Annotated in this window: 1 protein-coding gene; it reads left to right on the forward strand. The window is 51.6% G+C overall.

All coding sequences use genetic code 11. From position 1 onward, the window contains the following. On the forward strand, positions 1-246 hold a 246-nt coding region (locus tag B7G66_RS15270), incomplete at its 5' end, for an OmpA family protein (protein ID WP_048859361.1). Positions 247-719: the final 473 nt, after the last annotated feature.

A 719-nucleotide genomic window follows, 5' to 3' on the forward strand; every position in this document is an offset into this window, starting at 1 on the left:
ACCACCCGCATCGAGGTCAATGGCTATACCGATAACTCGGCAGCGCAGCCCGGTCCCCGTGGGCAGCAGTATAACATGGGCCTGTCCCTGCGTCGCGCCAACAGCGTGAAGGCCGAGCTGATCCGTGACGGCGTGCCTGCCAACGCCATCGACATCCAGGGCTATGGCGAAGCGCACCCGCTGGTTCCGACCGGACCCGACACGCGTGAGCCCCAGAATCGCCGCGTCGAAATCATCCTGCACTGATATCGCGACGATTATTGATAAAGGGGGAAAGGGGCGCTTCGGCGCCCCTTTTTCATGGCGATACCGATTCCTGCCGCCGCAATAGATAACCGGCGGTAAAATAAGGCAGAAACATCACATACTGTTCCTCATACATTCCCATCCAGGATCAGGATAAAATTTATAAGATTTCAGAGACATTTTGCGATATCTCCTTTTTAATAAAAGAAAAAATAAAATCATACCTCACAGTATCTTTAGGATTTTGTGCTTTTTTTGCCACACTCATCCCGATACGGTGAAACGTCCCTTCTCATCCCCCCCGAGAAAGGCTATCTCACACTCAGAAAAGATTAACGGATGATGTGTCTGTGCATCCTGCTCAGTTGGGACGCGCCTCATCCCTTTGAGACTCCATGAAGTTCTGACACTTCATTTTTTAAGGACGAGAATATGCGTCTTCGCACGGCGTTACTGGCAACGACCCTGATGGC

The sequence above is a fragment of the Novacetimonas hansenii JCM 7643 genome (assembly GCF_000964405.1).
Lineage (GTDB): Bacteria > Pseudomonadota > Alphaproteobacteria > Acetobacterales > Acetobacteraceae > Novacetimonas > Novacetimonas hansenii.